This is a genomic window from Aeromonas sp. Y318-3 (assembly GCF_027706185.1).
Taxonomy (GTDB): domain Bacteria; phylum Pseudomonadota; class Gammaproteobacteria; order Enterobacterales; family Aeromonadaceae; genus Aeromonas; species Aeromonas veronii.
In genome coordinates this window covers 46115-71588 of the sequence record NZ_JAPDCN010000014.1, presented here as the reverse complement: position 1 = coordinate 71588, position 25474 = coordinate 46115, and the positions used below count along the sequence as shown (strand labels likewise).

22 protein-coding genes are annotated in these 25474 nt (G+C 60.8%); 16 read left to right on the top strand and 6 right to left on the bottom strand.

Going from position 1 to position 25474, the window contains the following annotated elements; all coding sequences use genetic code 11:
• The first annotated feature begins 104 nt into the window (after window positions 1-104).
• From OKB77_RS17810 to tldD, 10 genes are all read left to right on the top strand, one after another.
• Window positions 105-1145 (top strand): rod shape-determining protein, encoded by a 1041-nt coding sequence (locus tag OKB77_RS17810; protein ID WP_005340051.1) that lies wholly within the window; start codon window positions 105-107, stop codon window positions 1143-1145.
• A gap of 42 nt (window positions 1146-1187) precedes the next feature.
• Window positions 1188-2078, top strand: a complete 891-nt coding sequence (gene mreC, locus OKB77_RS17805; protein WP_005340053.1) for a rod shape-determining protein MreC — start codon at window positions 1188-1190, stop codon at window positions 2076-2078.
• Window positions 2078-2563, top strand: coding sequence for a rod shape-determining protein MreD (gene mreD, locus OKB77_RS17800; protein WP_005340054.1), 486 nt, complete (start codon window positions 2078-2080; stop codon window positions 2561-2563). The genes mreC and mreD overlap by 1 nt, the downstream gene beginning before the upstream one ends.
• Window positions 2564-2565: 2 nt before the next feature.
• Window positions 2566-3153, top strand: coding sequence for a Maf family protein (locus OKB77_RS17795; protein ID WP_005348636.1), 588 nt, complete (start codon window positions 2566-2568; stop codon window positions 3151-3153).
• 95 nt (window positions 3154-3248) lie between these two features.
• Window positions 3249-4718, top strand: coding sequence for a ribonuclease G (rng, locus tag OKB77_RS17790; protein WP_005340056.1), 1470 nt, complete (start codon window positions 3249-3251; stop codon window positions 4716-4718).
• Window positions 4719-8612, top strand: a complete 3894-nt coding sequence (locus OKB77_RS17785; RefSeq protein ID WP_270818080.1) for a YhdP family protein — start codon at window positions 4719-4721, stop codon at window positions 8610-8612. It begins immediately after the preceding gene.
• Window positions 8613-8646: 34 nt separating this feature from the next.
• Complete coding sequence (locus OKB77_RS17780; RefSeq protein ID WP_064338895.1) at window positions 8647-8979, top strand: Dabb family protein; 333 nt, start codon at window positions 8647-8649, stop codon at window positions 8977-8979.
• Window positions 8976-9563: a nucleotidyltransferase domain-containing protein gene (locus OKB77_RS17775; protein WP_064338894.1), complete on the top strand. Its 588-nt coding sequence runs from the start codon at window positions 8976-8978 to the stop codon at window positions 9561-9563. The genes OKB77_RS17780 and OKB77_RS17775 overlap by 4 nt, the downstream gene beginning before the upstream one ends.
• Before the next feature lie 19 nt (window positions 9564-9582).
• On the top strand, window positions 9583-10389 hold the full coding sequence (locus tag OKB77_RS17770; protein WP_270818079.1) for a carbon-nitrogen hydrolase family protein: 807 nt from the start codon (window positions 9583-9585) through the stop codon (window positions 10387-10389).
• Window positions 10390-10567: 178 nt separating this feature from the next.
• Window positions 10568-12016 carry a metalloprotease TldD gene (gene tldD / locus OKB77_RS17765; RefSeq protein ID WP_270818077.1) on the top strand — a complete coding sequence of 483 codons (1449 nt, stop codon included), beginning with the start codon at window positions 10568-10570 and terminating at the stop codon, window positions 12014-12016.
• A gap of 131 nt (window positions 12017-12147) precedes the next feature.
• Here tldD and OKB77_RS17760 read toward each other — a convergent pair whose 3' ends face one another.
• From OKB77_RS17760 to OKB77_RS17750, 3 genes are all read right to left on the bottom strand, one after another.
• Window positions 12148-12351: a hypothetical protein gene (locus OKB77_RS17760; RefSeq protein ID WP_005340062.1), complete on the bottom strand. Its 204-nt coding sequence runs from the start codon at window positions 12349-12351 to the stop codon at window positions 12148-12150.
• Window positions 12352-12510: 159 nt separating this feature from the next.
• Window positions 12511-13233, bottom strand: a complete 723-nt coding sequence (locus OKB77_RS17755; protein ID WP_005348656.1) for a MarC family NAAT transporter — start codon at window positions 13231-13233, stop codon at window positions 12511-12513.
• A gap of 138 nt (window positions 13234-13371) precedes the next feature.
• On the bottom strand, window positions 13372-14691 hold the full coding sequence (locus OKB77_RS17750) for an MFS transporter (protein WP_064338891.1): 1320 nt from the start codon (window positions 14689-14691) through the stop codon (window positions 13372-13374).
• Window positions 14692-14857: 166 nt separating this feature from the next.
• Between OKB77_RS17750 and OKB77_RS17745 the strand changes: the two genes are divergently transcribed.
• Together OKB77_RS17745 and aphA are read left to right on the top strand one after the other, a co-directional pair.
• Window positions 14858-15532 (top strand): ATPase, encoded by a 675-nt coding sequence (locus OKB77_RS17745; RefSeq protein ID WP_019446503.1) that lies wholly within the window; start codon window positions 14858-14860, stop codon window positions 15530-15532.
• Between the two features lie 106 nt (window positions 15533-15638).
• Window positions 15639-16358: an acid phosphatase AphA gene (gene aphA / locus OKB77_RS17740; protein ID WP_199428134.1), complete on the top strand. Its 720-nt coding sequence runs from the start codon at window positions 15639-15641 to the stop codon at window positions 16356-16358.
• Between the two features lie 72 nt (window positions 16359-16430).
• Here the strand turns inward: aphA and OKB77_RS17735 are convergent, their stop codons facing one another.
• Window positions 16431-16697, bottom strand: a complete 267-nt coding sequence (locus tag OKB77_RS17735) for a hypothetical protein (RefSeq protein ID WP_270818076.1) — start codon at window positions 16695-16697, stop codon at window positions 16431-16433.
• Between the two features lie 169 nt (window positions 16698-16866).
• On the opposite strand from OKB77_RS17735, the gene OKB77_RS17730 reads away from it, so the two are divergent.
• Both OKB77_RS17730 and OKB77_RS17725 read left to right on the top strand, forming a co-directional pair.
• Window positions 16867-17688: an HDOD domain-containing protein gene (locus OKB77_RS17730; RefSeq protein WP_005357745.1), complete on the top strand. Its 822-nt coding sequence runs from the start codon at window positions 16867-16869 to the stop codon at window positions 17686-17688.
• Window positions 17689-17815: 127 nt separating this feature from the next.
• Entirely contained in the window at window positions 17816-18313 is a 498-nt protein-coding gene (locus tag OKB77_RS17725) for a GNAT family N-acetyltransferase (RefSeq protein WP_199428133.1), read from the top strand.
• A 155-nt stretch (window positions 18314-18468) separates the two neighbouring features.
• Here the strand turns inward: OKB77_RS17725 and OKB77_RS17720 are convergent, their stop codons facing one another.
• Window positions 18469-18645, bottom strand: coding sequence for a hypothetical protein (locus tag OKB77_RS17720; protein WP_005340085.1), 177 nt, complete (start codon window positions 18643-18645; stop codon window positions 18469-18471).
• A 505-nt stretch (window positions 18646-19150) separates the two neighbouring features.
• A complete protein-coding gene (locus OKB77_RS17715; RefSeq protein WP_021231596.1) occupies window positions 19151-20428 on the bottom strand; it encodes a cation:proton antiporter in 1278 nt (425 codons plus the stop codon).
• Between the two features lie 216 nt (window positions 20429-20644).
• On the opposite strand from OKB77_RS17715, the gene metH reads away from it, so the two are divergent.
• Window positions 20645-24340, top strand: coding sequence for a methionine synthase (gene metH, locus OKB77_RS17710; RefSeq protein WP_265776179.1), 3696 nt, complete (start codon window positions 20645-20647; stop codon window positions 24338-24340).
• Window positions 24341-24571: 231 nt separating this feature from the next.
• On the top strand, window positions 24572-25468 hold the full coding sequence (gene rimK / locus OKB77_RS17705; protein WP_005340088.1) for a 30S ribosomal protein S6--L-glutamate ligase: 897 nt from the start codon (window positions 24572-24574) through the stop codon (window positions 25466-25468).
• Window positions 25469-25474 lie beyond the last annotated feature (6 nt).

Genomic DNA, 25474 nt, shown 5'->3' with positions numbered 1-25474 from the left:
CGCCTGATTGATTGGCGACAGTTTGAGCGCTTGCCCATTGGGGTGGGCATTGGTAAAGTTAGCCGGTTTTCTGCACCTCCAAATTCTTAGGATTTCCCGTAGCCATGTTCAAAAAGCTCAGAGGCGTCTTTTCCAACGATCTGTCGATCGATTTGGGAACTGCCAACACCCTGATCTATGTAAAAGATCAAGGGATCGTCCTTAACGAACCCTCAGTTGTCGCCATTCGCCAAGAGCGCGGGAACGCCAAATCGGTCGCTGCTGTTGGTCATGCCGCCAAGCAGATGCTGGGCCGTACCCCGGGCAACATTTCCGCAATCCGCCCGATGAAAGATGGCGTGATCGCCGATTTCTACGTGACCGAGAAGATGCTGCAGCACTTCATCAAACAGGTTCACGACAACAACTATTTCCGCCCCAGCCCACGTGTGCTGGTGTGTGTACCGTGCGGTTCCACCCAGGTTGAGCGTCGCGCCATCAAGGAGTCCGCACTGGGCGCCGGTGCCCGTGAGGTCTACCTGATCGACGAGCCTATGGCTGCTGCCATCGGTGCCGGCCTGCCGGTATCTGAAGCGACCGGTTCCATGGTGGTTGATATCGGTGGTGGTACCACTGAAGTGGCCATCATCTCTCTGAACGGTGTGGTTTACTCCCAGTCAGTCCGTATCGGTGGCGATAAGTTTGACGAAGCGATCATCAGCTACGTTCGTCGCAACTACGGCAGCCTGATCGGTGAAGCGACTGCCGAGCGCATCAAACACGAGATCGGCTCCGCCTATCCGGGCGAAGAGGTGCGCGAGATTGAAGTCCGTGGTCGCAACCTGGCTGAAGGTGTACCGCGCAGCTTCACTCTCAACTCCAACGAAATCCTGGAAGCGCTGCAAGAGCCGCTGTCCGGTATCGTGGCTGCCGTCATGGTGGCGCTGGAGCAATCTCCGCCGGAACTGGCTTCCGACATCTCCGAGCGCGGCATGGTGCTGACCGGTGGTGGCGCACTGCTGAAAGATATCGACCGTCTGCTGATGGAAGAGACCGGCATTCCTGTCGTCGTGGCCGAAGATCCCCTCACCTGTGTGGCCCGTGGCGGCGGCAAGGCGCTGGAGCTGATCGATATGCACGGTGGCGATCTGTTCCACTACGAATAAGACCCAAAGCCGGCCAGCGTGCCGGCTCTTTTTTGACGACCCATGAAACCCATTTTTGGTAGAGGCCCTTCGCTTCAGTTACGGTTGTTTCTCGCCGTCATCATCTCCATCGCTGCCATCGTCGCGGATTCCCGCTTCGGTGTGTTTACCCATGTCCGCGTCTACCTCAGTTCGTTAGTCAGTCCCCTGCAATACATGGCCAATGCGCCCGGTACCCTGCTCGACACCATGTCGACCCAGGTGCAGACCCGTGCCGATCTCATCGAGCAGACCAAGCAGCAGGAGCAGCAACTGTTCACTCTGCGTGCCCGTCTGCTCAAAATGGATCAGCTGGAGCACGAGAATCAGCGGCTGCGTGAGCTGCTGGGTTCGCCGGTGCACAAGGAGTCCCGCAAGATGGTGGCCGAGCTGCTGTCAGTGGATTCTGACCCCTTCAGCCATCAGGTGCTCATCAACAAGGGGGCGCTGGATGGCGTCTACAACGGTCAGGCGGTGATCAACGATCAGGGGGTGATTGGTCAGGTGCTCCACGTGGGCTCCACCACCAGTCGCGTGCTGCTGATCACCGACTCCAGCCACGGTATTCCGGTGCGGGTGCTGCGCAACGACTTGCGCGCTATTGCCTCCGGCAGTGGTGAGCTCGACAAGCTTGAGCTGCGCAACCTGCCGCGCAACACCGATATTCAGGTGGGTGATCTGCTGGTCACCTCGGGTCTGGGTGGCCGCTTCCCGGAAGGTTATCCGGTGGCGACTGTGACCCGCTCCGAGTATGTGGAGGGCAAGCCCTTCGCCCAGGTCGAGGCCAAGCCGCTGGTGGAGCTGGACAGACTGCGCTATCTGCTGCTGCTGTGGACCGACAAGAAGCCTGAAGTTCATGATGAGGATGGCGAACGGGCGGCTCCCGCTGCGTCCGCCGCAGGAGCCACCCGCTGATGCTAGAACCCGCCAGCGGCAGGATCTGGATCTGGATCTCGATCCTGCTGGCCTTGAGCCTGTCGATCCTGCCGCTTCCTTTCGAATTTGACCCCTTCCGCCCGGACTGGCTGGCCATGGTGCTCATCTACTGGGCGCTGGCCTTGCCGCACCGGACCAACGTCGGCACCGCCTGGGTGGCGGGCCTGCTGCTGGATGTGCTGCTTGGCAGCACCCTCGGCGTGCGGGCGATGGCGATGGCCATCACCACCTATCTGGCGGCCTTCCAGTTCCAGAAGATCCGCAACTTCTCCCTCTGGCAGCAGGCACTGATCATCGGTGGCCTCTCGCTGGTGGGTAAAATGACGGTATTCTGGGCCGAGCATCTGTTCAGCCAGGCCAGTCTCAACTTCTCCTACTTTTGGTCGACGTTGACGACGATGCTAATATGGCCCTGGGTGTTTCTGGTGCTGCGCAAGGTGCGGCGCCGCTTCAATATCAGGTAAATATGAACAAAAACAACGAACCACAACTCTATCTCGCCTCGGCTTCTCCCCGTCGCCGTGAACTGCTGACCCAGATTGGCTACCGCTTCGAGGTGCTGAAACTGGATGTGCCCGAGCAGCGGGAAGAGGGTGAAAAGGCGCAGGATTATGTCTGCCGTCTCGCCCGTGACAAGGCGATGGCGGGCGTGGCGTGTGCGCCGACGGCGTTGCCGGTGCTGGGTGCCGACACCATAGTGGTGCTGGGCGACCGGGTACTGGAGAAACCGTCCGATCTGCTGGATGCCAAAGATATGCTGGAGTCCCTCTCCGGCAAGGTGCATCAAGTAATGACGGCGGTAGCGCTGGCCAGCAAGGAGCGTTGTGACGTGCGTCTGGTCACCACCAACGTGGCGTTTCGCAAGCTGGACGAGGCCGAGATCGAGGCCTACTGGCAGACCGGTGAGCCCTGTGACAAGGCCGGGGCGTATGGCATTCAGGGTATTGCCGGCAAGTTTGTTAGCCGCATCGAAGGGAGCTATAGCGCCGTGGTCGGCCTGCCCCTGCTGGAGACAGACCTGCTGATCAAGCATCATCTGGAACAGCTCAAATAATTTCCCGTCAGCTGTGCTCTGCTGCGTTTCTCCCTTGCGCGCGTTGTACCGGATTGGCTCTATAGAATTCAAAACTGGAACAGGCAAGGTTACTTATGTCGGTAGAACTGCTGGTTAACGTTACCCCCTCCGAAACCCGGGTCGCTCTGGTCGAAAACGGTCTGCTGCAGGAAGTGCATGTAGAGCGTCAGGCCAAGCGCGGCATTGTCGGCAATATCTACAAAGGCAAGATCAGTCGGGTGCTGCCCGGCATGCAAGCGGCATTCGTCGATATCGGCATGGACAAGGCGGCGTTTCTCCATGCCTCCGACATCGTGCCGCACACCGAATGTGTGGCGGTGAAGGAGAAGGAGCAGTTCCAGGTCGGTAACATCGCCGAGCTGGTGCGTCAGGGACAGGACATCATGGTGCAGGTGGTGAAAGATCCACTGGGTACCAAGGGTGCCCGTCTCACTACCGATATCACCCTGCCATCCCGCTATCTGGTCTTTATGCCGGGCAGTGCCCACGTCGGTGTCTCCCAACGTATCGAGTCCGAAGCGGAGCGGGAGCGCCTCAAGCGCACCGTAGCTGGCTATGTGGACGAGCTGGGTGGCTACATCATCCGCACCGCCGCCGAAGGGGTGGGGGAGCAGGAGCTGGAGCAGGATGCTGCCTTCCTCAAACGGCTGTGGCGCAAGATCCTCGAGCGCAAGCAGAAGTATCCACCCTGCAAGATCCTCTACGAGGATCCCAGTCTGGCATTCCGGGTAGTGCGCGACTTCGTCGGTGCCGAGCTCGACAAGATCCGCGTCGACTCGCGCCAGAGCTTCGATCAGCTCAAGCGCTTCACTGAAGAGTACGTGCCTGAGCTGGCCAGCAAGCTGGAGTACTACCCCGGCGAGTCGCCGATCTTCGATCTCTACGACGTGGAGAACGAGATCCAGCGGGCGCTGGAGCGCAAGGTGGAGCTGAAATCCGGCGGCTACCTCATCATCGACCAGACCGAAGCCATGACCACGGTGGATATCAATACCGGCGCCTTTGTCGGTCATCGCAATCTGGAAGAGACCATCTTCAACACCAACGTCGAGGCGACGGCGGCCATCGCCCGTCATCTGCGCCTGCGCAATCTCGGCGGCATCATCATCATCGACTTCATCGACATGCAGTCGGAAGATCACCGCCGTCGGGTGCTGCACAGCCTGGAGCAGGCGCTCTCAAAGGATCGCGCCAAGACCAACGTCAATGGCTTCTCCCAGCTTGGTCTGGTGGAGATGACCCGCAAGCGCACCCGCGAGAGTCTGGAGCATGTGCTCTGCTCCGAGTGCCCCGAGTGCAAGGGGCGCGGCCGGGTCAAGACGGTGGAATCGGTCTGCTTCGAGATCCTGCGGGAGATCATCCGGGTTAATCGTGCCTACGATGCGGATCAGTTCACCGTCTATGCGGCCCCGGCCGTAGCCGACTACCTCCATGGCGAGGAGTCCCACAGTCTGGCTGAGCTGGAAGTGTTCATCGGCAAGCAGGTGCGGGTAGTGAGCGAACCCCTCTGTGGTCAGGAGCAGTTCGACGTGGTGATGATGTAATTGGTCTATCGCTGGCTGAGTCGGGGCTGGTTGGCCCTGGGGGTCCTGTTCGTACTGATGGCCACGCTGGTCACCTTGGTACGGGTCGGGGGCCCTTTGCTGAATCAATACCGGGAGAGTCTGATCCACACTCTGCTGGGCGATTCACAACTCAAGGTCAGCGTGGAGCAAGTGGGGCTGGACTGGACACAATCCGGGCCCGCGCTCGAACTACAGCAACTCGCCATCGCCCCGGATTCGGGGCGTTTTACCGTACAGCTTGGCAAAGCCTGGGTGCATCTCGACTTCTGGCGCACCATTAACGAGCTCAAGCCGGTGTTTGGCGAGCTGATCCTCAGCGATGGCGATATCACCATCGACTTGCGCCAACCGGCTGACGACAGCCCCTCCGGCGATCCCCAGCAGGGCGCCCTGCTGCGCTTTCTGCTGACCCAGCTCTCTACCTTCGATGTGCACAACACCCGCCTCAGCGTCACCACCTCCCTCGGTGATCTGCGCGCCCTCGACATCGCCCAACTGCGCTGGCAGAACCGTGGCAAGCGCCATCAGGGGGTCGGCAAGGCTTACCTCATCAACGGGGTGGGCGAGAGCACCCTCGATCTGATTCTGGATGTGGACGCCCCGACTGCCCGGCTCGATCGCCTCAAGGGACAACTCTATCTGGGGGCCCGCCAGCTCGATATCACCCCGACCCTGGCCAAAATCCATGCGGGCGAACCCAAGGTTGCCGGTCAGCTCGACTTCCAGCTCTGGAGCGAGTTTGACAGCGGCAAGCTGGGCAATACCCTGCTGGCGTTTGGCAACAACTACCTGATCTGGAAGGATCCCAAGAAAGGGGAGATGCACCGTTTCGGTCTCGATGGTGGCAAGATCCAGCTGCGCCGTGACGGCACTGACTGGCAACTGGCCAGCCACAACGTCACCTTCAAGCTGGATGGCAAACCCTGGTTGCAGAGCCGCTTGCAACTGGAGCGGATTGGGGAGCGGGTGCAGGGCTATCTGCCCAGCATAGAGTTCGACAAGATCACCCAGATCAGTCAGCTGGTCTCGGCGCTCTACCCCACACTCTGCGAGACCCTGCGCCAGACCAATCCGCAGGGGGCGGTGCAGGATCTGACGCTGCTGGCCAATGCCGACTGGCAGGATCTCTCCCTCAGCGGCCGCTTCAGCAAGGTGCGCCTCAAGGCGTGGCAGGATATACCCGGGATGCAGGATCTCAACGGCGAGTTCTGGCTTACTCCGACCGGCGGTAGCGCCAGATTGGCGCTGGCGAATGACAAGGTGGATCCCGCCCGTCACTTCAAGATGCCGATCCCGGTCGACAACTTCTCGGCCCGCCTCGACTGGTGGCGCGAGGAACAGGGCTGGGTGCTCTACGGGCAGGATATCGCGCTGGATAACCCGGATCTGACCCTGGCCAGCCGTTTCCGCCTCGATCTGTTCGAGCACCCTTTCCTGGCCCTGACCGGCCGCATCGATGTGAAGAATGCGGGCCATGCGGATCGCTACTTCCCGCTGCAGGCGATGGACAAGGGGCTGGTGGATTACCTGAGCGGCGCCATCAAGGGGGGCAAGGCCAAGGGGGCCGACCTGCTCTGGTATGGCGAGTTCAGGGACTTTCCCTACGACAACGGCAAGGGCATCTTCCAGGTGGCGGTGCCGCTGGAGCAGGCCACCTACGAGTTCTTCCCCGGTTGGCAACCGCTCACCGACCTGCAGATCGACCTGTTGTTCCAGAATGCCGGTCTCGATATGCGCAGCCGATCCACCAAACTCGGCAAGGCGAGCTCCGACTCGGTGCATGCCTGGATCCCGGATCTCTCCCCCGGCGCCCACCTCTATGTGGATGCCAAGGTGCAGGGAGAGGGCAAGGCCATCAGCGACTACCTGCAGGACTCTCCGCTGGGCAGTTCGGTAGGTCAGGCGCTGCGGGAGATCGAGATCCGCGGCCCGATGGCAGGATCGGTCAAGCTCGACATTCCTCTCGATGGCGAGAGCGAGGTGAAGGCGAGCGGCGATGCCACCTTCAGCAACAACAAGGTGCTGGTCGCCAGTCTGGATCTGCCGCTGGAGAAGGTGCAGGGGCGCCTCGAATATGACAACGAACAGACCCGTTTCAACAACCTCAAGGCGAGCCTGTGGAACCAGCCGTTGACCCTCGACTATCAGGGGCGCCAGCATCCGGATCACTATCAGGTCGACCTCGATTTCAAGGGGCAGTGGGATAGCCGCCGCCAACCCGCCGCCATCTCCTCGTACGGTATCCTCAACGGCCGCAGCAACTGGGGCGGCAAGCTCGGGTTGACCCTGCCTGACAGCAAGCCGTTCAGCTTCCAGCTGGCGCTCGACTCCAACCTGCAGGGGATGGGGCTGGATCTGCCGCTGCCACTGGCCAAGAACAGTGCCAGCCGGCTGCCGCTCAAGGTTATCGCCCGTGGCCGGGATGGCAGCGCCGACATTCGTGCCGTGCTGGGGGCCGATGTGGATATGCAGACCCGACTGGTCTACGGCGAAGGGGTGCCTTATCTCAGTAGGGTGCGGGTCGATATAGGCCAGCCGGGCGCCCGGGTAATGCGCGATGCCCCCATGCTGCTTGCCATCAACCAGCAGGAGGCCGATGTCGGTGGCTGGCTGGCGCGACTTAAACAATGGCTGCCGGCGCAGAATCAGACCGGCAACGCGGTGGTCGGCCCCGCCTTCCTGCCACAGGAGTGGTGGGTGGATGGACAGCTGGCCCGCGCCTATATCGGCAGCGCCACCCTCAAGGCGGCGCGTTTCACCGTGGGGCCGACCAATCAGGCTACCGAAGTGATGATCGACAGCCCCGATGTGATGGGGGTGATCCGCCTGCCCGCAGTGGCCAATCGCCCGGTGGATGCCAAGTTTGCCCGCATCTACTGGTCTGGCAAGAGTTCGGATCTCAGCCCGGATCCCGATGCCAAGCAGGACAACGCCATCATGGCCTCCATCCCCTGGTTGAAGGTGAGCTGTGTCGATTGCCGCTTTGGTGAGCTACCTCTTGGTGAAGTGAAAGGGGAGCTGGTGCCCGGCGCCAACAAGGTGACCCTCAAGGGGCTGGATGTGCGGCTGGCGGGGAGTCAGCTCACCGGCAGCGTCGACTGGCTGGCCGATGGCAACCGGATGCAGACCCGTGCCCGTGGCAAGCTGACCAGCAACAACAGCGAGCTGCTGCTCAAGCGGCTCGGCTACACCTCGCCCATCGGCGATGCTCCCGGCTCCCTCGCTTTTGATCTGAACTGGCAGGATGTGCCCTACCGCCCGAGTCTGCCGACTCTGGGGGGAAGTGCCAACTATCAGCTGGAGGGCGGCACCCTGCGGGAGGTCAACGACAAGGGGGCGCGGCTGCTCTCCCTGCTCAGCCTCGACTCCCTGCTGCGCAAGCTGCGGCTCGATTTTCGCGATGTGTTCGACAAGGGCTTCTACTTCGAATCCATGTCCGCCTCTGCCACCATCAAGCAGGGGCAGGTCAGCAACGATGATTTCTATATGAAGGGGGCGGCAGGCAACCTTCGCGGCGAGGGGATCGCCGATCTGGTGCGCTGGCGGCTCGACTACGAGCTGAGCTTCTCCCCCAATCTGGGGGGCACCCTGCCGGTGGTGGCGGCCTTCTCCATCACGCCGGTCACGGGGCTTTATGTGCTGGCCCTCTCCAAACTGCTGGAGCCGGTGGTGGATGTGGTGACCCGTATCGATTTTCGCATCTCGGGCCCGCTCGACGCACCCAAGCTGATCGAGGCGGGACGAGATCGCGCGCGCATCATGCTCAACCAGCAGCAGAAAGAGACGGTTGACGCCGTTGCTCCCAGCCTGCCGGCCCAAGAGGTGACCCCTTTCCTGCTGAGCCCCAAACACGCGGGGCCCGCTCAGCGCTGAACGAGCGGCCCGGCACCATCACAAGGAGTGAGCCATGATCCGACATATCCTGCTGATCGCCTTCAAACCGGACACCCAGCCTGCCCGGATAGATGCGGTGCGTACCGCCTTTCTCGCCATTCCCCATCAGGTCAGCGGCGTGACCGCCGTGGAGTGGGGGGAGAATGACAGCCCGGAGGGGAGGGATGATGGCTTTACCCACAGCGTGCTGATGACCTTCGCCGATGAAGCAGTCCGCCAGCGCTATCTGCCCCATCCGGATCACGATGCCCTCAAGGCCATCTTTCGCCCGGTGCTGGAGCGCATCATAGTGCTGGATTACACCCTGCAGCCCGGGGATGCGGTTGCTGTCGGGGTTCCGTCATGATGAAGGATGAGCGCTGGTCTGCCATCCCGCCACTGCAGCGCGCACTGCTGGAATCGGTTATGAAACATGGCACAGCTCATCCTGCGATTGATGCTGGGGTAGTGGTTGGGTCGCTCGCCAAGGGCAAGGCAGACCGGGTATCCGATGTCGATCTCTTGCTGCTGGCCGAGCCCGGCTTCCATAAGCAGGGAGACGAACTGGTGCGCACCATTGTGGGGGATCGGCCCATCTTTCACTGCTGGCAAGGAAGACATGAAGAGGTCTGTTCATACTGGCGCTTCATCTTCCTCGACATGTCCAGCATCGAGATCCACATCCTTGATCGGGGGGCTGAGTTCCCCCTTGCCAAACCTTACTTGCCACTGTTCGATAAAACCTCCTCCCTTGGTGCGCTTGAGGTAGCTGGCCCCGCCCCAAGCCATTGGGACTTTCCTGCCTATATGGCCGAAGGGGATGGCCTGGTGTGGGAGTTGTTCGATTGCCTCAAATGGGCGGAACGGGGCCAGCGTGGCTTGGTCAGGCATCATCTTCGCAAGCTGCTGGCCGAGATGGATAAAGACCCGAATATTGTGGATCGCGATTAACGCGGACAAGGAGAACGTCATGTGGTTAGCCGCAATACAGCTGGTATCTGGCCGTCACTGGCAGGATAACCGGGAGCAGATCGCCGCCGAACTGGCGGCCTTGCCCAAAGAGCGGCCGCTGCTGGTGCTGCTGCCGGAGAACTTCGCCCTGTTTGGCGAACGGCAGGGTTATCTGGATGGGGCCGAGGCCATAGGTGAGGGCCCGATCCAGCAGCAACTGGCTGAATGGGCCCGCGATTATGGCATCTGGCTGGTGGCCGGGGCTATGCCGACCACCATCGCAGATTCCGACCATATCCACACCAGCTCGCTGGTGTTTAACCCAAGCGGTGAGCTCAGGGGCCACTACCACAAGATCCACCTGTTCGACGTGGATGTGGCGGACAATCACGGTCGCTACCGTGAGTCGGAGACCTTCAGCCCGGGGGAGGCGCCTGTGTTGGTGGACTCTCCCTTTGGTCCCCTCGGCCTCTCGATCTGTTATGATTTGCGCTTTCCCGAGCTCTACCGCCAGTTGACCCGTGCCGGTGCCCGCGTGCTGCTGGTGCCTGCCGCCTTTACCGCCGTGACCGGCGAGGCGCACTGGGAGCCACTGCTGCGGGCTCGCGCCATCGAAAACCAGTGCTACGTAGTCGCTGCCAATCAGGGCGGCACTCACGAAACGGGGCGCCAGACCTGGGGCCACAGCATGGTGATCGACCCTTGGGGCCGGGTGCTGGCTTGCCAGCCATCGGGCCGTGCCACTGTGCTGGCACAGATGGATGCCGAGCTTATTGATGAATTGCAGCGCACTATGCCGGTGCTGAGGCATGCCCGGTTGCTGTGATCCCGGGGTGTTGATTGACGTAGGGTGCAACAAGCGAAGCACATTGCACCTGTGCCGATCTTGGGGTTGGCGGCGCCATTCACGGCGCCCATTGCACCCTGCGCATACGAACTGAACACCGGGCCACACCGGATGAATTAACCGTTACGACATCTCACGTCGAGATTGGAGAAGAAGATTGAGTCTATTGAGCCAGGTTAGTGCCTCCCTGTTGGCCCCGAACGATCTCGACGAAGGGCGCCTGCAGCAGCTGCTCGGCAGCCTGATGAGCCATCAGGTGGAGTTCGGCGATCTCTATTTCCAGCGCAGCTGGCACGAGTCCTGGATGCTGGAAGATGGCATCGTCAAGGATGGCAGCTACAACATCGATCAGGGGGTCGGGGTGCGCGCCGTCAGCGGCGAGAAGACCGGCTTCGCCTACTCGGACGAGCTGAGCCTGCTGGCACTGCAACAGTCGGTGACTGCCGCTCGCGGCATCGCCGCAGCCGGTGCTCACGGCAAGGTGAAGGCGTGGGCCCGCACCGAAGCGAACCTGCTCTATCCGGCCATGGATCCGCTGCAGACCCTCGACAAGCATCAGAAGATCGCCCTGCTGGAGCAGATGGACAAGTTCGCCAGAAGTCTGGATCCCGCCATCAATCAGGTGATGGCCTCCATCAGCGGCGTCTACGAAGAGGTGCTGGTGGCTGCCACCGACGGCACCTTGGCCGCGGATGTGCGTCCGCTGGTGCGTCTGTCGGTGACTGTGATTGCCGAGAAGGGCGATCGCCGCGAGCGTGGCAGTGCCGGTGGCGGCGGGCGCTTTGGTTACGACTGGTTCCTCGAACTGGACGGGCTGGAGAGCCGCGCCTTTGGCTATGTGCGTGAAGCTGTGCGTCAGGCACTGGTCAACCTGGAAGCCATCGACGCGCCAGCCGGTACCATGCCAGTGGTGTTGGGCTCCGGCTGGCCTGGCGTGCTGCTGCACGAGGCGGTAGGTCATGGTCTGGAGGGGGATTTCAACCGCAAGGGATCTTCCGCATTTGCTGGCCGCATCGGCGAGCAGGTGGCCTCCAAGCACTGCACCATCGTCGATGATGGCACCCTGCTGGGGCGGCGCGGCTCCGTCTCCATCGATGACGAGGGCACACCGGGTGGCTACAACGTGCTGATCGAGAACGGCATCCTCAAGGGTTACTTGCAGGACAAGCAGAACGCCCGTCTGATGGGGGTGCCACTCACCGGCAACGGGCGCCGCGAATCCTACGCTGCCATGCCGATGCCGCGCATGACCAACACCTACATGCTGGCGGGCCAGTACGATCCGGCCGAGATCATCGCTTCGGTGAAGAAGGGCATTTATGCCCCCAACTTCGGTGGCGGTCAGGTGGACATCACCTCCGGCAAGTTTGTCTTCTCCGCCTCCGAGGCCTACCTCATCGAGGATGGCAAGATCACTGCCCCCATCAAGGGCGCGACCCTGATCGGCAACGGCCCCGAAGCGATGAGCCAGGTCTCCATGGTGGGCTGCGATCTTGCGCTGGATCGCGGTGTCGGCATCTGCGGCAAGGAGGGGCAGAGCGTGCCGGTCGGTGTCGGCCAACCCACCTTAAAACTGGATCAGCTCACCGTGGGTGGCACGTCGTAGGTTGGGTTAGCCGCGCAGCGGCGTAACCCGATGTATTCAAACCCCGGCCCTTGCCGGGGTTTTGCTATTCAGGGAACCACAGGCAACAAAAAGCCCCGGTCGTTGGACCGGGGCTGGCGGGTTATTCGGTATCAGTTGACGGATATGGCGCGGGCGTCGATGAAATAGCGAGCGTTACCCTGTTTGTCGATCTGGATTTTGGCAACCAGCTGCTCTTGATCTTTATATTCCCAGCGTTGCTCGATCTTGGCGAGGGATGGGCTCGCAATCCCAACCACGTTCAGGTACTCGTGAAACAGGCTATGGCTCCCTATTTCGGTCAGCATCTTGTCCATCTGCATACTCTCCTGAAGTTGAGTGGGTATTCATCAACAAACCTATCAGCGTCCATCTGAATACAGTCTGTATGAAAAACAAACTAACTCATTTGTGTGTCAATAACATGATCAGGAACAAGATCAGTGCAGATCGTCAGGGACTTTTTGATACCGTTTTCAATCAGAGCCGGTGGGCTTCTGCGGCAACTGATCAAACGTGCCGGAAGCCTTTGGGAGCGCAGGTGCGGTTTGCACGGTCTGGCCGCCGTGGAAGACCGGATCCTGTGCCACTTCCTTGATGCCGTTGATGCAAAACTGCATACCCATGCAGACCAGCAGGAAGCCCATGATGCGGGTCATGGCGTCGATGCCGGTGGCGCCCAGGATCTTGCAGACCGGATCCGCCAGCTTCAATACTCCCCAGCTGATCAGGCTCATCAGGGCAAACGCCGTTACCACACCGGCGTAGATGGTGAGGCGGTTGTACTCGTCAGGCAGCTCGGCAATCTGGGCTGCCCCGCTTATTACCAGCGCCATGGTACCTGGCCCGCACATGCTGGGCATGGTGAGCGGTACGAAGGCAATGCTCTGGTTGATATCGACCCCGCTCTGCTGGCTGGGGGCGGGGAACAGCATGCGAAAGCCGATAAAGCCGATGATGAGGCCACCGGCCAGGCGCAAGCCCGGAATGGAGATCCCGAACAGATCCAGGATCGAGGATCCGATAAAGAAGGTGATGCAGAGGGTGCAGAACAGATAGATGGCGGCCAGATTGACCTGACGGCGCACGTGTTCGCGCGACATCCCCTTGCTCAGCCCCAGCAGCAGGGTGGCCGTGGTGGGCGGGTTGACCATGGGCAGCAGCGCCAGCAAGGTGAGTAATACGACCTGAAAGAACATCTTGAGCCTCGGATAAAGAGTTGGAAGCCATGGGGCGATGCGGGTGGCAGGCCCCAGAGGGAGGCTATCTTATGCTGGCGAAACTGAACATAAGCAGTACAAAAAAGCCCCGGCAGATGCCGGGGCTTGTTGTTCGGGTCAGACCGCTTGTGGCGCTTGCTGCTGCCGGATGGCCCGTTGCTGGAACCAGAGCCAGAGACCTATGGCGAAACCCAGCACCGACAGGCTCACCACATAGTGGGAGGGGGCCAGCATGTCGCTCTTCATCCAGAGGGTAACCGCCATCGGGGTGAGGCCGCCGAAGATGGCGTAGGCCACGTTGTAGGAGAACGACAGACCGGAGAAACGCACCACCGGTGGGAAGGCGTTGACCATCACGTAAGGCACTGCGCCGACAATCCCGACAGCAAAGCCTGCCAGCATGTAGAGCGGCACCAGCTGACTCGTACCGGCCGCCAGACCGTGATAGAAGGCGTAGCTGGAGCCCGCCAGCAGTAGGGAGCCGAACATGAAGGTGAGACCGCTGCCCAGCAGGTCGATCAGTCGGCCATAGACGATGCAGCCGAGGGTCAGGGCCACGATGGCCAGCGAGTTGGCGGTCAGGGCGTCAGCCGGGCTGATGCCATAGACCTTCTGCAGATAGGTGGGGGTCATCAGGATCACCACCACGATACCGGCGGAGAGCAGCCAGGTGAGCAGCATGGAGACCACCACGCTGCTCTTGTGGTTGCGCAGCACCGACTTGAGGGGCAGTTCGTCAGCCAGGGTCTTGTTGGCTTGCATCTCGGCGAAGACCGGGGTCTCGTGCAACCAGCGACGCAGGTACATGGCGATGATGCCGAAGATACCGCCCAGCAGGAAGGGCACTCGCCAGCCCCACTCGCTCACTTCGGCCGGGGTCAGGCTCTTGTTGACCGCAGTGGCGATGAGGGAGCCAAGCAGGATGCCGGCCGTCAATCCCGCCGTGAGCGTGCCGCAGGCGACCCCGACCCGACGGGCAGGGACGTGCTCGGCGACAAACACCCAGGCGCCGGGCACTTCACCGCCGATGGCGGCGCCTTGCAGGATCCGCAGGCCCAGCAGGGCGATGGGGGCGCCGATGCCGAGCACTGCATAGGTGGGCAACAGACCGATCAACAGGGTCGGCAGCGCCATCATGATGATGCTGAGGGTGAACATCCGCTTGCGACCGATGAGATCGCCAAAGTGGGCCATGATGATGCCGCCAAGCGGGCGGGCCAGATAACCGGCGGCGAAGATGCCGAAGGTCTGGAACTGGCGCAGCCACTCGGGAATATCGGCCGGGAAGAACAGCTCGCCGATGACCACGGCGAAGAAGACGAAGATGATGAAGTCGTAAAACTCCAGCGCGCCGCCGAGGGCAGCCAGACTCAGGGTTTTGTAATCCTGTCGATTGAGGGGGCGGGCGTGATCGTGCTGTTGTGTGGTCGTGGTCATATCCGTATGTTTCCCATCGGTTTTTTTAGTTATTGTCACCCCGTGCAAGGGGCATATACAGGTGATCGAGAGTATGCTGCCTGCCTCTTGTGTGTAAATCGCGCAATTCGCAACACTGTCTTGCATCTTTTTGGGGCAATCCGAGTGCCCCGCTGGCGGAGGAATGATGGAAAAGAAACGGGTACTGCTCTCCTGGAGCAGCGGCAAGGATTGCGCATGGGCACTGCATCAGTTGCGGCAAGATCCCGCCATCGAGGTGGTGGGGCTGTTTACCACCCTCAATCAGGCATTCGAGCGGGTGGCGATGCACGGGGTGCGCAAGCAGCTGTTGACCGAGCAGGCCGCCTGCGTCGGGCTGCCCCTCATCACCATCGATCTGCCCTGGCCCTGCAGCAACGAGGATTACGCCCGCATCATGACCGGCTTTATCGCCGATGTGGTGGCACAGGGGATCCGCCATATGGCCTTTGGCGATTTATTCCTCGAGGATGTGCGCGCCTACCGTGAAAAGCAGCTGGCAGGCACCGGCATCGAACCACTGTTCCCGCTGTGGGGCAGTAATACCCGTGAACTGGCGCCGCAGATGGTGGCCGCTGGATTGAAGGCGCGGATCAGTGCTCTCGACCCGAACAAGCTGGATGCCAGCCTGGGTGGCCATGACTTTGACGAGGCACTGCTGGCGGCGCTGCCGGAGGGGGTCGATCCGTGCGGCGAGAACGGCGAGTTTCACACCCTGGCCTATGATGGCCCCATGTTCTCCCGTCCGCTCGGCATTCGGGTCGGCGAGACAGTGCTGCGCGACGGCTTCGTCTTTACCGATCTGCTGCCAATCGAAGATTAATTATCGGGCGTCAAATGCTCCCTTTTGCAGGAGCATTCACAGATTTGAGAGGCGGGATGGGGGCACTATTGGCCCCCTCTTTTGATTGAAGATGACAACCTGCCTTATGAAACACCTCTCTCGTCCGGTGCTGCTTGCCTCCTTGCTGGCTGCCGCCCTCTCTCTGCCTGCGGTAGCAGGTCAAGCCGCTACCGTTCAGCCAATCCCTGCCGGTGTCACCACCGTCACCTTGGCCCAGCAGGCGCCGATCCACTGGGTGTCGGTGGAGCAGATTGCCAAGAGCCTTGATGGATTGCCGCCGATGGCGGTCGGGTTTGATATCGACGATACCCTGCTCTTCTCCAGCCCGGGCTTCTATCGCGGCAAACAGGAGTTCTCGCCCAACGACGAGAGCTATCTGAAGAACCCCGCCTTCTGGGAGAAGATGAATAACGGCTGGGATGCGTTCAGCATGCCGAAAGAGGTGGGCAAGGCGCTCATCGCCATGCATCTCAAGCGCGGTGACCACATCTATTTCGTCACCGGCCGCTCGGCCACCAAGACTGAAACCGTGAGCCAGACTCTGCAGCAAACCATGAATATTCCGGCCGACCAGCTCAATCCGGTGATTTTTGCCGGTGATCAGCCGGGCCAGAACACCAAGGTGCAGTGGCTCAAGGATAAGCAGATGAAGCTCTTCTACGGAGACGCCGACGGGGATATCAAGGCGGCGCAGGAGGTCGGCATTCGCGGCATTCGTCTGCTGCGTGCCGCCAACTCCAGCTATCGGCCACTGCCGTTGGCAGGGGCGCTGGGGGAAGAGGTGATCGTCAACTCCCAGTTCTGATCCGGAGCGGATCCATGCAACAAGGGCGGGGCCATTGGCACCCGCCCTTTTGCATCCGTCATCCTGCTCGGGTCAGTCGTCTGCCCACGGCATCTCGGGCAGGCTGTCGAGGAACTCGCCGTAACGGGTGAGATTGAAGGGGCCCTGATCGGCCTCCATCGCCATCAGCTCGGCCCCGAGGGCGCAGGCGATATATTGCAGCGCCTCTTCCCGCGGGGTGCCCTTCATTACCAGCCGCATCAGGGTCGCCTTCACATGGGGCGGGTGATCGTCGTTGAGCTGGTTCTCCACCATCTCCAGCAGCGCGTCTTCATCAAAAAATTCCTGAGTGTCGTTCATGGGATATCCGCAACAGTGAATGTGGCGGCCAGTATAGCCTGAATGTGACTAACACCTTGAATGACCAGCGAATAAACAATCCGATGGGGAGGCCATTTGTTACCCATAATTAGGAGGAGTTTGCCAAGGCAAACAGGTTGGAACACAGATAACATGGATGGACACGCCTATGCCCACGATAGATTCCCTGCTGGCCGAGCCCAAGCTACTGCCCCAGATCCCGGAAGTGATGCGCGATTTGATCCAGACCTTCAATGAAAAGGATCCGGATCTGCTCAAGATCAGCAAGTTGATCAACAAGGACCCTGTCATCTCCGCCAAGTTGCTGCGCTTGGCCAACTCGGCCAAATTCGGCAGCAGTCGTCAGATCGGCACCGTCAATGAGGCCGCGGTGCGGCTTGGATTGGCGATGGTGCGCAACATGGTGCTGGCCTGCGGGCTCACCGAATCGGTCACTGCGGTGCCCGGCATTGACCTCAAACATTTCTGGGGTTGCGTCTTCAACGTGGCTGAGCTGGCGCGTCGTCTGGCGGTGAAGAAGGGGATGAAGGGGGATGAGGTCTTTACCTGCGCGCTGCTCTACGATCTTGGCCGACTGGTGATGCACGTAGGCCTGCCGGAAAACACAGTCCACCACATTCACGATCTGGAGTTGCACAAGGGACGGGCCAAGGCGGAAGAGCTGGTGGTCGGCTTCAACTATGCCCAGGTCGGGGCGGCCATGGCACGTTACTGGAAGTTTCCCGAGACCATCAGCAATGCGGTGGAGTATCACTACAACCCCATGCTGGCCAAGGAGTTCTCCGCCGAGGCCGGGTTGATCCATCTGGCGATCGTGCTGGCTGCGCAATCCGATGTGGGGGAAGAGGCGCCACCCGAGTGGCCCCACAAGGTGGCAGATGCATTGGGGCTGAGCTGGGCCGATTGCGCTGCCCAGTTCACTGCGCTGCGCGAGCAGGGTAATGGCTACGCCGGATTACTGGCTGCCTGAGCCCGTTTATCCCATCTCATCAGGGGCCAACATGGCCCCTTTTCATGGCCGATGGTGCCACAGGCTTGCCAGCCCGGGAGTGACGGGGCACTCTTTGCCCTTCACTTTCCGTTTGAGAGCTCTTGCCATGATTACCTCCTCCCGCCTGATCCTGCGCGAAATGATCGTCACCGACGCCCCCTTCATCCTTGAGCTGCTCAATGACGGCGACTTTTATCGCTACATCGGTGATCGGGGCATTCGCACCCTGGAGCAGGCGCAGGAGTATATCCAGCAGGGACCGGCGGTCAGCTATGCCCGCTATGGTCACGGGCTCTATCTGGTGGAGCGCAAGGAGGACGGTGCCAGCCTCGGTATCTGCGGCCTGATCAAGCGCGACGCCCTGGAGCAGGTCGATATCGGTTATGCCTTCCTGCCGCAATATCGCGGTCAGGGCTACGCCATCGAAGCGGCGCAGGCCGTCCTCGTCGATGGAAAAAGCCGGTTGGGGATCGGGCAGGTAGTTGCCATCGTCACTCCGGGCAACGAGCGATCCATCGGCCTGCTGGCCAAGCTGGGGTTGGTGCGCAGCCGACTGGTCAAGTTGAGCGAAGATGCTGATGAGTGCCTGCTGCTGGAGCAGTGATCAGGGTCAGAGAGCTGGAAAGCGAATGGCGAGGTGGCTGTCAGGCTGAGTGACAAGCAAGAGCCCAGGTCTGGCTAAAGGCGTGAGAGAGAAGCAAAGAGGCCGCCGTGAGTTGCGGCCTGTCTGCATCGGGCGCTGCCGGAGGGCAGGCAGGATCAGTTGAGGTCTTCGATGGAGAACTCGCCAGCGATACCATCACAGGAGATGGCGAAACCGCCGCTGAAGCGGGTGCTGAACTGGATCAGAAACGCATCATTGTCGTGCTCTTGCACAGGCAGGTTGATGGGTTTGCTGCGACGCAGGGGCTTGTGTGTTTGTACTGCTTTCATCATGGTATTTCTCTATATAAATTAGGTGTTTGCTCCTTGTATTGGCAAATGTCAGGTCAATGGGCGCGGTCGATTGGGTGAACGACAAGCGCGCAGGAATACCCAGCCCGGTTAAGGGGCGTCTGCACTTTCAAGGAATATGCTGATGCATAAATCAAATTGGGTGGGCAGATCGGGTCTGCACCGTGAGAGCCGGGCAACGCAGGCAGACAGCCTGACGGTTCTCAAGGCGAGTAAATCAGAAGAAGGTTATGCGGGTACTGGCAGGATTCATCGTGAGGTGAAGCATTGCAGGGCAAACATAAACAGGCTGATTAACTAGCCGACGCGCATTCTCTCCTCGAAATGAATAAAAAGCAAACAATAATTTGCCTATGCTGAAGTCAGTACGCTTTTCCTCTGTGTAATCAAGGTGCTATCAGCAGCAAATATTCGTAACTATCCGCCATAAAAAGAGGGCTCCCGACGGGAGCCCTCTCTCATTCTGCAATCAGCACAGTGGGCCGACTCAGTAGTCGCCACAGGCCTTCTTGGCAGCCGTGATCATCGGGGTGATGGTCATGCCTTGCACCACGATGGAGAACATCACCACCGAGTAGGTCATCACCAGGATGACCTGACGCAGGTCGACGCCATGTTCCGGGATCATCATGACGCCGGAGGGGAGTGCCAGTGCCATCGCCATCGCCAGACCACCGCGCAGGCCACCCCAGGTGAGGATCCGCACCGAGAAGGTGTTGTAATTGCGGAATCGGCGGAAAGCCACATAGGGCAGCGACACGCTGATAAAGCGGGCACCCAGGCAGAGCGGCACCGCAATGACCAGCAGGATCCAGTCACGCCAGGCGAGATCCAGCAGTACCAGCGCCAGACCGATCAGCAGGAACAGCAGGGCGTTGAGGAACTGGTCCATCAACTCCCAGAAGTGATCCAGGTGATGGCTGCTCTGCTCGGAGAAGCCGGAGTGACGGGTCCAGTTGCCGATCATGATGCCGGTGACCACCATGGCCAGTGCGCCGGAGACGCCGATCATGTTGGCAAAGGCAAAGCCGGCGGTCGGGATGCAGAGGGTCAGCAGCAGCTCCAATGAACCGTCATCGGTGGCGCTGATCATCACGTGGGCGATGAGGCCCAGCACGGCGCCGAACAGGATGCCACCGAGGGCTTCGTGCAGGAACAGACCGGCCACGCTACCGAAGGTGGGCTCGACCCCGCCAAAGGCGACGGCAAACACGGTGGCGAAGATGACGAGGCCAACACCGTCGTTGAACAGGGATTCCCCTTCGATCTGGATGGCGATCTGGGGTGGCGCTTTCATCTTCTTGACGATGGCCAGTACGGCAATCGGGTCAGTGGGGGAGATCAGCGCGCCGAACAGCATGCAGTAGACCAGCGGCAACTCCCAGCCCAGCAGCTTGGCGATAAACCAGAAGCCGTAGCCGATGAGGAAGGTGGAGAGCAGGGTGGCAATGATGGCCAGAATGGTGATCTCCCACTTCTGGCTACGCAGCGCCTTGAGGTTGATGCCAAGGCCACCGGCGAACAGCAGGAAGCCCAGAATCCCCTTCAGCAGGAAGTTCTGGAAGTCGATGCTCTCCATGGTCTTGACGGCAAGAGGTTCCAGGTTGAACCAGCCCAGTTTGCCAAACAGCACCAGCAGTGCGGAGATCAGCATGGAGCCCGCAGTAATGGCGATGGTGGTCTGGATCTTCACAACATACTGGTTGGCAAAGGCGATAAAAATCGCCAACGCTGCCAGAAAACAGAGTGTGTAGTAGACGCTCATAGTTATTTTTTTCTCGTTGGTAGACAGCAAGCACGTATCCCTATGCAGGACGGGCATAGGTTACTCTCGGGCCCTATGTTACTCATTACCCATAAATGAGTATATGGTGGCGCATTTGGACTGATAGACGGCTAGATTTCCATTTTATTTGTTTGCTGTTAGGATGCTGTTTACGCAGTTGCATGGATGTAAGAGGAACACGCGGTGTCGAACGTAATGTCGAGCAGAGAGCCGAGCAAGCAGTCGGACGTAACAAAGAAGCTGGAAGCCTGCCTCAGGGAGCGGATCCTGATCATCGACGGGGCCATGGGCACCATGATCCAGGGCTACAAGCTGGGGGAGGCGGATTATCGGGGTGAGCGGTTTGCCGACTGGCATACCGACATCAAGGGCAACAACGATCTGCTGGTGCTGACCCGTCCGGCGGTGATCCGCGAGATCCACGAGCAGTATTGCGCTGCCGGGGCCGACATTCTCGAGACCAACACCTTCAACGCCACTCGCATCGCCATGGCCGATTACGAGATGGAAGAGTTTTCCGCCGAGATCAACCGTGAAGCCGCCCGTCTGGCCCGCGCCGTGGCAGACGAGTGGACGGCAAAAGATCCCGCCAAGCCGCGCTTCGTGGCAGGGGTGTTGGGCCCCACCAACCGCACCGCCTCCATCTCGCCGGATGTGAACGATCCCGGCAAGCGCAACGTCACCTATGACCAGCTGGTGGCCGCCTACACTGAATCGACCCATGCCCTGATCGAGGGTGGCGCCGACATCATCCTGATCGAAACCATCTTCGATACCCTCAACGCCAAGGCCGCCGCCTTTGCGGTGGAAGGGGTGTTCGAGGTGCTGGGTTACAGCCTGCCGGTGATGATCTCCGGCACCATTACCGATGCCTCCGGCCGTACCCTCTCCGGCCAGACCACCGAAGCCTTTTACCATTCGCTGCGCCACGTCAAACCGGTCTCGTTCGGCCTCAACTGTGCGCTTGGGCCCGATGAGCTTCGCCAGTATGTGGAGGAGCTGTCGCGCATCAGCGAGACCCATGTCAGTGCCCACCCCAACGCCGGTCTGCCCAATGCGTTCGGCGAGTACGACCTCGATGCCGTCGAGATGGCGGAGCATATCCGCGAGTGGGCCCAAAGCGGCTTTCTCAACATGGTCGGCGGTTGCTGCGGTACCACCCCGACCCATATCCGCGCCATGGCCGACGCCGTGGCGGGCATCAAGCCGCGCATGCTGCCCGAGCTGCCGGTGGCCTGCCGTCTGTCGGGCCTCGAGCCCCTTATCATCACCCCTGAGTCCATGTTCGTGAACGTAGGGGAGCGCACCAACGTTACCGGTTCGGCCAAGTTCAAGCGGCTGATCAAGGAGGGGCTCTACGACGAGGCGCTCGATGTCGCCAAACAGCAGGTGGAGAACGGCGCCCAGATCATCGACATCAACATGGACGAGGGGATGCTGGACGCCGAAGCGGCCATGGTGCGCTTCCTCAACCTCATCGCTGGTGAGCCGGATATCGCCCGGGTGCCTGTGATGATCGACTCCTCCAAGTGGGAGGTGCTGGAGGCGGGCCTCAAGTGCGTGCAGGGCAAGCCGGTGGTCAATTCCATCTCCATGAAAGAGGGTGAGGAGAAGTTCATTCAGCAGGCGAAACTGCTGCGCCGCTACGGCGCCGCCGTCATCGTGATGGCGTTCGATGAGGCGGGTCAGGCCGACACCCGCGCCCGCAAGTTCGAGATCTGCCAGCGTGCCTACCGGATCCTGGTGGATCAGGTCGGTTTCCCGCCGGAAGACATCATCTTCGACCCCAACATCTTCGCGGTAGCGACCGGCATCGACGAGCACAACAACTACGCGGTGGACTTCATCGAGGCGGTGAAGGACATCAAAACGCACCTGCCTCACGCCATGATCTCCGGCGGCGTCTCCAACGTCTCGTTTTCGTTTCGCGGCAACGAGCCGGTGCGCGAAGCCATTCACGCCGTCTTCCTCTACCACGCCATCAAAAACGGCATGGACATGGGGATCGTCAACGCCGGTCAGCTCGCCATCTATGAAGACATTCCGGCGGAGCTGAAAGAGAAGGTCGAGGCGGTGGTGCTCAACCTCAATGACAACGCCACCGAGGAGTTGCTGGCCATCGCCGAGAAGTATCGCGGTGCCGGAGCCCAGGCTGAGGATCCGCGGGATCAGGAGTGGCGCAGCTGGCCGGTGGGCAAGCGGCTGGAGCACGCACTGGTCAAGGGGATCACCGACTTTATCGAAGAGGATACCGAAGAGGCACGCGCTGGCGCCGAGAAGCCGCTGCACGTCATCGAAGGGCCGCTGATGGATGGCATGAACGTGGTCGGCGACCTGTTCGGGGCGGGCAAGATGTTCCTGCCGCAGGTGGTGAAATCAGCGCGGGTGATGAAGCGGGCGGTGGCCTATCTGCAGCCCTATATCGAGGCGGAAAAGTCGGGTGGCTCCAGCAACGGCAAAATCGTGCTGGCGACCGTTAAGGGGGATGTGCACGACATCGGCAAGAACATCGTCGGGGTGGTGCTGCAGTGCAACAACTTCGAGATTGTCGACCTCGGGGTCATGGTCTCCTGCGAGACGATTCTCAAGACTGCGCGGGAGGTCGGCGCCGATATCATCGGGTTGTCGGGTCTCATCACCCCGTCGCTGGACGAGATGGTGCACGTGGCAAAAGAGATGGAGCGTCAGGGCTTCAAGCTGCCACTGCTGATCGGCGGTGCCACCACCTCCAAGGCCCACACTGCGGTGAAGATCGAGCAGAACTACTCGGAGCCTGTGGTCTATGTCTCCAACGCTTCCCGCGCGGTAGGGGTAGCCCAGAGCCTGCTTAGTCCGGATCTCAAGGAGGCGTTTGTCGCCCGCATCGACAAGGAGTACGAGATTGCCCGGGATCAGCATGCCCGCAAGCAGCCGCGCTCCCGCCCGGTCAGTCTGGCCCACGCCCGCGCCAACCGGCATCAGCTGGATTGGGTTGGCTACCAGCCACCCAAGCCCCACGAGCTAGGGGTGCAGAAGTTCGAAGATGTGCCCATTTCGGTGTTGCGCCCCTACATCGACTGGACGCCGTTCTTCCTCAGCTGGGAGCTGGCGGGCAAATTCCCGCGCATCCTCGAGGACGAGATCATTGGCGAGGAGGCGACCAAGCTGTTTGCCGACGCCAACGCCATGCTGGACCAGCTGGAAAAGGATCAGAGCGTGCGCTGCGCCGGGGTGATCGGCCTGTTCCCGGCCAACGCGGTAGGGGACAGCATCGAAGTTTACAGTGACGAGTCGCGCACCGAGGTTATCAAGGTGCTGCATCACCTGCGCCAGCAGAGCGAGAAGCAGGGCTTCCCCAACTACTGTCTGGCGGACTATGTGGCGCCGAAAGAGAGCGGCAAGCCCGACTGGATCGGCGCCTTCGCGGTGACCGGCGGCATCGGCGAGGAGGCCATCGCCAAGGCCTACAAGGCGGACCACGACGACTACAACGCCATTCTCATCCAGGCGGTGTGCGATCGCCTCGCCGAGGCCTTTGCCGAATACCTCCACGAGCAGGTGCGCAAAGTGCACTGGGGCTATGCCCCGGACGAGGCCCTCAGCAACGAGGAACTGATTCGCGAAAATTACCAGGGGATACGTCCGGCGCCGGGCTACCCGGCCTGCCCGGAGCACACCGAGAAGGGGAGCATCTGGGAGCTGCTGGACGTGGAGCAGGCCATCGGCATGCAGCTCACCGAATCCTACGCCATGTGGCCGGGGGCTGCGGTGTCGGGCTGGTACTTCTCTCATCCCGAGAGCAAATACTTCGCGGTGGCGCAGATCCAGCAAGATCAGGTGGAGGATTACGCCGTTCGCAAAGGGATGACGCTGGCCGAGGCCGAGCGCTGGTTGGGGCCAAACCTGAACTGACTCCCGCGTGACACCGGTTGATCTTTAACGAGAAACGGCGGCATCCTTGCACGGGTTGAACAACCTGCGCAGAGCCGCCGTTTAACCTGTTGGTCACAGTGATGTGGTAGCGTGCGGTTTGGTGTGGTTTGTCTTGTTGTCAGGATAAACAATTGGCGTTGTCTTGGCGCTGTGGCACCTTATACTCTCCCGCCCCATCCTGCCCAGGCACAGCCTTCTAGCGGAATTGTCATGAAGATCGCCATTTTATCCCGTGAGCCGAAAAACTACTCCACCCGCCGTCTGGTCGAGGTGGCACAGGCGCGCGGTCATCAGGTAGAGGTGCTCGACACCCTGCGCTGCTATATGAATATCGCTTCCCACAACCCCTCCATTCACTACGAGGGTGGGGAGCTGGGAAGTTATGACGCCGTGATCCCGCGGATCGGGGCCAGCATTACCGCCTACGGCACCGCCGTGCTGCGCCAGTTCGAGATGATGAACACCATGGCCCTCAACAGCTCGGTGGCCATCAGCCGTTCCCGCGATAAGCTGCGGGCGATGCAACTGCTCTCCCGCCACGGCATCGGCCTGCCCATCACCGGGTATGCCCACAGCACCCACGACGTGCCCGACCTCATCACCATGGTGGGTGGGGCGCCGCTGGTGGTGAAGCTGCTGGAGGGAACCCAGGGGATTGGTGTGGTGCTCTGCGAGACCCAGAAAGCCGCCGAGAGCGTGATCGAGGCCTTTATCCAGACCAACAACAACATTCTGGTGCAGGAGTATATCCGCGAGGCCAATGGCGCCGACATCCGCTGTCTGGTGGTCAATGGCAAGGTGGTTGCCGCCATGCGCCGCCAGGCACAGCCGGGTGAGTTTCGCTCCAACCTGCACCGTGGCGGTACTGCCGAAGCGATCAAGATCACCCCGGAAGAGCGCGCCACCGCGGTGCAGGCCGCCAAGATCATGGGGCTGGATGTGGCGGGGGTGGATATCCTGCGCAGCGCCCGTGGCCCGCTGGTGCTGGAGGTCAACTCCTCCCCCGGCCTGCAAGGGGTGGAAGCCGCCTCCGGCAAGGATGTGGCGGGCAAGATCATCGAGTTTCTCGAACTCAAGGCGAGCCGCAAGAACAAACCGGCGGAGTGAGCCTCA

What these genes read in the sequence shown, in the direction of transcription:
- OKB77_RS17810 (WP_005340051.1), top strand. Translation starts at nt 105, where the DNA reads ATGTTCAAAAAGCTCAGAGGCGTCTTTTCCAACGATCTGTCGATCGAT.
- mreC (WP_005340053.1), top strand. Translation starts at nt 1,188, where the DNA reads ATGAAACCCATTTTTGGTAGAGGCCCTTCGCTTCAGTTACGGTTGTTT.
- mreD (WP_005340054.1), top strand. Translation starts at nt 2,078, where the DNA reads ATGCTAGAACCCGCCAGCGGCAGGATCTGGATCTGGATCTCGATCCTG.
- OKB77_RS17795 (WP_005348636.1), top strand. Translation starts at nt 2,566, where the DNA reads ATGAACAAAAACAACGAACCACAACTCTATCTCGCCTCGGCTTCTCCC.
- rng (WP_005340056.1), top strand. Translation starts at nt 3,249, where the DNA reads ATGTCGGTAGAACTGCTGGTTAACGTTACCCCCTCCGAAACCCGGGTC.
- OKB77_RS17780 (WP_064338895.1), top strand. Translation starts at nt 8,647, where the DNA reads ATGATCCGACATATCCTGCTGATCGCCTTCAAACCGGACACCCAGCCT.
- OKB77_RS17775 (WP_064338894.1), top strand. Translation starts at nt 8,976, where the DNA reads ATGATGAAGGATGAGCGCTGGTCTGCCATCCCGCCACTGCAGCGCGCA.
- OKB77_RS17770 (WP_270818079.1), top strand. Translation starts at nt 9,583, where the DNA reads ATGTGGTTAGCCGCAATACAGCTGGTATCTGGCCGTCACTGGCAGGAT.
- OKB77_RS17760 (WP_005340062.1), bottom strand. Translation starts at nt 12,351, where the DNA reads ATGGACAAGATGCTGACCGAAATAGGGAGCCATAGCCTGTTTCACGAG.
- OKB77_RS17755 (WP_005348656.1), bottom strand. Translation starts at nt 13,233, where the DNA reads ATGTTCTTTCAGGTCGTATTACTCACCTTGCTGGCGCTGCTGCCCATG.
- OKB77_RS17750 (WP_064338891.1), bottom strand. Translation starts at nt 14,691, where the DNA reads ATGACCACGACCACACAACAGCACGATCACGCCCGCCCCCTCAATCGA.
- OKB77_RS17745 (WP_019446503.1), top strand. Translation starts at nt 14,858, where the DNA reads ATGGAAAAGAAACGGGTACTGCTCTCCTGGAGCAGCGGCAAGGATTGC.
- aphA (WP_199428134.1), top strand. Translation starts at nt 15,639, where the DNA reads ATGAAACACCTCTCTCGTCCGGTGCTGCTTGCCTCCTTGCTGGCTGCC.
- OKB77_RS17735 (WP_270818076.1), bottom strand. Translation starts at nt 16,697, where the DNA reads ATGAACGACACTCAGGAATTTTTTGATGAAGACGCGCTGCTGGAGATG.
- OKB77_RS17730 (WP_005357745.1), top strand. Translation starts at nt 16,867, where the DNA reads ATGCCCACGATAGATTCCCTGCTGGCCGAGCCCAAGCTACTGCCCCAG.
- OKB77_RS17725 (WP_199428133.1), top strand. Translation starts at nt 17,816, where the DNA reads ATGATTACCTCCTCCCGCCTGATCCTGCGCGAAATGATCGTCACCGAC.
- OKB77_RS17720 (WP_005340085.1), bottom strand. Translation starts at nt 18,645, where the DNA reads ATGATGAAAGCAGTACAAACACACAAGCCCCTGCGTCGCAGCAAACCC.
- OKB77_RS17715 (WP_021231596.1), bottom strand. Translation starts at nt 20,428, where the DNA reads ATGAGCGTCTACTACACACTCTGTTTTCTGGCAGCGTTGGCGATTTTT.
- metH (WP_265776179.1), top strand. Translation starts at nt 20,645, where the DNA reads ATGTCGAGCAGAGAGCCGAGCAAGCAGTCGGACGTAACAAAGAAGCTG.
- rimK (WP_005340088.1), top strand. Translation starts at nt 24,572, where the DNA reads ATGAAGATCGCCATTTTATCCCGTGAGCCGAAAAACTACTCCACCCGC.